This is a genomic window from Providencia sp. wls1922, assembly GCF_009706505.1.
Classification (GTDB): Bacteria; Pseudomonadota; Gammaproteobacteria; order Enterobacterales; family Enterobacteriaceae; genus Providencia; species Providencia lanzhouensis.
In genome coordinates this window covers 1-4,621 of record NZ_WLUG01000020.1, presented here as the reverse complement: position 1 = coordinate 4,621, position 4,621 = coordinate 1, and the positions used below count along the sequence as shown (strand labels likewise).

5 protein-coding genes are annotated in these 4,621 nt (G+C 45.0%); 4 read left to right on the top strand and 1 reads right to left on the bottom strand.

Annotated features, from left to right (window positions below; genetic code table 11):
* Positions 1-41 precede the first annotated feature (41 nt).
* Positions 42-1,085, bottom strand: a complete 1,044-nt coding sequence (locus GKR71_RS00890; RefSeq protein WP_154599236.1) for an oxidoreductase — start codon at positions 1,083-1,085, stop codon at positions 42-44.
* Between the two features lie 129 nt (positions 1,086-1,214).
* On the opposite strand from GKR71_RS00890, the gene GKR71_RS00885 reads away from it, so the two are divergent.
* From GKR71_RS00885 to rsxC, 4 genes are all read left to right on the top strand, one after another.
* A complete protein-coding gene (locus tag GKR71_RS00885) occupies positions 1,215-1,655 on the top strand; it encodes a DUF2569 domain-containing protein (protein ID WP_036952319.1) in 441 nt (146 codons plus the stop codon).
* 87 nt (positions 1,656-1,742) lie between these two features.
* The gene (gene rsxA, locus GKR71_RS00880; RefSeq protein WP_036952315.1) at positions 1,743-2,324 is read left to right on the top strand and encodes an electron transport complex subunit RsxA; all 582 of its coding nucleotides are present in this window, start codon (positions 1,743-1,745) and stop codon (positions 2,322-2,324) included.
* Entirely contained in the window at positions 2,324-2,926 is a 603-nt protein-coding gene (gene rsxB / locus GKR71_RS00875) for an electron transport complex subunit RsxB (RefSeq protein ID WP_036952312.1), read from the top strand. The genes rsxA and rsxB overlap by 1 nt, the downstream gene beginning before the upstream one ends.
* On the top strand, positions 2,919-4,621 hold a 1,703-nt coding region (rsxC, locus tag GKR71_RS00870), incomplete at its 3' end, for an electron transport complex subunit RsxC (protein ID WP_230084990.1). The genes rsxB and rsxC, both read left to right, overlap by 8 nt.

Below are 4,621 nucleotides of genomic sequence, written 5' to 3'. Positions count from 1 at the left end.
AAAGCCAGGTTTCACACTGGCTTTATCTTCAACGTTGAACCTTAGAAAATATTTTCGATGGTACGTTTTTCTTTTGCTGATTGGATACCGGCTTCAATCAGTTTCATAATATCGATGGCTTCACTTGGTGTTACTGGATTTGGCTTACCGAGACGGATAGCGTCATGAATAGCTTCATAATAGCCGCCATAGTTGCCTTTTTCATTGTTCCACGGCTTCGTCACCATTTCATCACCTTGTGACAGGGTCACAACTCCATGATTCGGATCTTCCCCCCAATGCTCTCCTTGCGGAATCGCGCCGCTTTTTAACGCATCTTCTTGAGTATCCAGACCATATTTCACGTAACTGCCCTTCATTCCGTGAATGGTATAGATTGGCATTGGCGCAGCGGCAAGCGTCGTTGAATGAAGAATCACTTTTTTATCTGCGTAATCCAGCATTGCATGGAAATAATCCACCGCTTCCGCGCCTGGTCGAATAATACCAAGATCCACTGTAATCGCTTTTGGTTTGCCAAAATATTGCAGGACTTGGTCAATAACATGCGGTCCTAAATCGTACCAAATACCTGCTCCCGGAATATTGGCTTCACGCCAGCGTTGTCTAACCACAGGACGAAAACGGTCAAAATGAGATTCATAATATTTAATCTCACCTAAACAACCATCTTGTAGGATTTTTTTCACGGTGCGATAACCTGAATCCCAGCGACGATTATGATAAACCGACAACAATTTACCTGCTTTTTCAGCGCGTTGTTGTAAATCTTCGGCTTCTTTAACGTCGAGCGTAAAGGGTTTATCGACCACCACATGCTTACCCGCCGCTAGCGCTTTACAGGCTAATGGATAGTGAGTGTCATTCGGGGTTGGAATCACCACCAGTTCAATTTCATCATCCGCGAACAGTTCTTCCGGTGTCCCCACCACCTTAACATTAGGATGGTCGGCATGAACTTTGCTCGCATCGCTACTGGAGATTGTGGTTAATTCAAACTCCTCTAACATGGCTAAAAATGGGGCATGGAAAGTTTTGCTGGCATAACCGTACCCGACAATCCCAACTTTAATTGGCTTGGACATGTTGACCTCACATTAGTGGCATATTTTGCTATTTTAAAAAAGTACCATCAGAATGAATCAATTAGCAAATAAATCTATGATAGGATTATTATTTATCTGTATTATTTAATGATAAGGGATCCCTTATTTATGACTTCTGTTTATAACGCAGACCGCATTACTGGCTGGCTATTAGTCCCTGCAAGCTATTTACTGCTGACATTATTTGCTGCTTGCAGCATGACCGTGATGTACTGCATTAAGTTTTATGAGATAGTGACCACCGTTGAAAGCTGGAGTAGTTTCATTACTCCTCAGTGGTATTTATCATTTGCTATTAGCCTCGCTATGTCACTGTTTAGCGTGCATATGGCGCAATTGATGTTTAAACGTTCTCGCCACTTTCCCCGTCGTTTTACTATCTGGTTATTAGCATTAATGTTAATCGGGCTAAAAACCTTCGCTTTTTCCCCGATTGATGACCAGGCAGCCTTACAAATCCTCGCGTGGCCACTCTTAGGAGCTGCTTTTTTCGTCCCGTATATGAAAGTTTCTAAACGCGTGAAAATGACTTTCACACAAGATCGATAAGCATCACAAAAATAGCTTTGATATCATAGCCTCCGTTAAACTGACTGCGGTCAGTTTTTGGGCTTTTTTCTCTCTTCAGGCTATGACATGACCGACTATCTTCTACTTTTTATTGGGACAGTGTTAGTCAACAACTTTGTCCTCGTTAAATTCTTGGGATTATGCCCATTTATGGGTGTATCAAAAAAACTAGAAACTGCCATTGGGATGGGGTTTGCGACAACGTTTGTTATGACTCTCGCCTCTATTTCTTCGTGGCTAATCGATACGTTAATCTTAATCCCACTGGATCTAGTCTATCTGCGCACACTGAGCTTTATCCTTGTGATTGCTGTCGTGGTGCAATTTACCGAAATGGTTGTGAGAAAAACCAGCCCAACGTTATACCGCTTATTGGGGATCTTTTTACCGCTGATCACCACTAACTGCGCGGTTCTTGGGGTGGCCTTATTAAATATCAACCAATCCCATAATTTCTTGCAATCTGCGGTCTATGGCTTTAGCGCCGCCGTCGGATTCTCTTTTGTGATGGTACTTTTCGCGGCTATTCGCGAGCGTTTGGCTGTCGCAAATGTCCCAGCACCTTTTAAAGGTTCGTCAATTGGCCTGATCACGGCAGGGTTAATGTCCCTCGCATTTATGGGCTTTAGTGGTTTGGTGAAATTCTAATGATGTCTTTGTGGATTGCGATTGGCATATTAGCCGTTTTCGGGCTGATCTTTGGTCTGATCTTAGGTTATGCCTCATTACGTTTTAAAGTTGAAGAAGACCCTATTGTTGAAAAACTGGATGCGATTTTACCGCAAAGCCAGTGTGGTCAATGCAGTTATCCGGGGTGCCGCCCCTATGCAGAAGCCGTCGCCAATAACGGTGAGATGATTAACAAATGCGCCCCTGGTGGCGAGCAAGTGATGCTCAAAATAGCCGAGTTAATGAACGTAGATCCTCAGCCGATTGATGGCGATGAAGAGGCACAAAATCCCGTTCGTAAAGTGGCGGTCATCGATGAAGAAAACTGTATTGGTTGCACCAAATGTATTCAAGCTTGCCCTGTGGATGCCATTGTGGGCGCCACTCGCGCTATGCATACCGTGATTGAAGATTTGTGTACAGGCTGTGACCTGTGTGTAGCCCCTTGCCCTACGGATTGTATTGAAATGGTACCGGTTAAAACCACAACCGCTAACTGGAAATGGGATTTAAACACCATTCCTGTTAAAAACATTACGGATGTACCTCTTTCTTCAGTTAAAGAGGGCTCCCATGCTTAATTTATTTAAGTGGTTGAAAAAAGATAATGTTTGGGACTTCGATGGTGGCATTCACCCGCCAGAGATGAAACTGCAATCCAGCCAAACGCCTATGCGAGTGGCTTCCGTCCCTGGCGAATTGATTATTCCGCTACAACAGCATTTAGGACCTGAGGGTGAACTGATTGTTAAGGTTGGTGACACCGTCCTTAAAGGGCAGCCGCTTACCAAAGGCTCCGGTCGTACTGTACCTGTCCACGCCTCAACATCAGGAACCATTGTTGCCATTGAGCCAATGGTGACTGCGCACCCTTCAGGGTTAAAAGAGCTGTGTGTCAAAATTAAATCGGATGGTTTAGATACTTGGGCACCTTTGCAGCCCGAGCCTAATTTCCAACAACTTTCACGTGCCGATTTACTCAATAAGATTGAACAAGCGGGTATCGCCGGTCTTGGTGGTGCAGGCTTCCCGACAGCATCCAAGCTAGCGGGCGGTAAAGATGCCATTAAAACATTGATTATCAATGCTGCTGAGTGCGAGCCATACATCACCGCAGATGACCGCTTAATGCAAGAACATGCCCAAGAAGTCATTGAAGGTTGCCGCGTTTTACAACATTTACTCAATCCAGACCAAGTACTTATTGGTATTGAAGATAATAAACCCGAAGCTATCAAGGCATTAAAACGTGCGCTGACGCCTATAGATTCACAGATTTTTGTACGCGTGATCCCAACCAAATACCCATCAGGTGGCGCGAAACAGCTCACAAAAATCTTAACCGGAAAGGAAGTCCCTTCTGGCGCACGTTCTTCCCAAATTGGCGTGTTAATGCAGAACGTCGGTACCGCTGTTGCCATTAAACGCGCGGTGATTGATGGTCAACCACTGATTGAACGTGTCGTAACAGTGACAGGCGAAGCGATTAAACAGCCTGGTAACTTCTGGGCGCGTTTAGGCACTCCCGTTAAGCATCTGCTTCAACAATCTGGTTTTGAACCTGAAAGTGAACAAATGGTGATTATGGGAGGCCCATTAATGGGCTTTACGCTGCCGGATCTGAATGTGCCAGTGGTGAAAATCTGTAACTGTTTATTGGTTCCTACCCAAGAAGAAATGGGTGAAAAGCCAGTCGAAGAAGCCTGCATTCGTTGCGGTTTATGTGTTGATGCCTGCCCTGCGGGATTACTGCCCCAGCAATTATATTGGTTCAGTAAAGGCAACGAACACGAAAAAGCGCAAAAACATAATCTGTTCGACTGCATTGAGTGTGGCGCTTGCGCTTATGTTTGCCCAAGTAATATTCCGTTGGTGCAATATTATCGCCAAGAAAAAGCTGAAATTCGCGAGATAGACCAAGAGGAACGTCGTTCCGCAGAAGCCAAACTGCGCTTTGAAGCCAAACAACAGCGAATGGAACGCGAAAAACTTGCCCGTGAAGAGCGCCATAAAAAAGCGGCTGTTCAAGTGGATACTGCGGATAAAGATGCAGTTAATGCGGCGCTGGCTCGTGTTAAAGCGAAGAAAGCCTCAACCTCTGAACCAATAAAAATTATTTCGGGCGAATTGCCGGATAATAGTGCCGTTATTGCAGCAAGAGAAGCGCGTAAAGCCCAAGCTCGAGCTAAGCAAGCGCAAAAAGTCGCGGAACAAACTCAATCTGATAACTTAGTTATTGCAGACGGCGCTGAGGGTGATGACCCACGCAAAGCTGC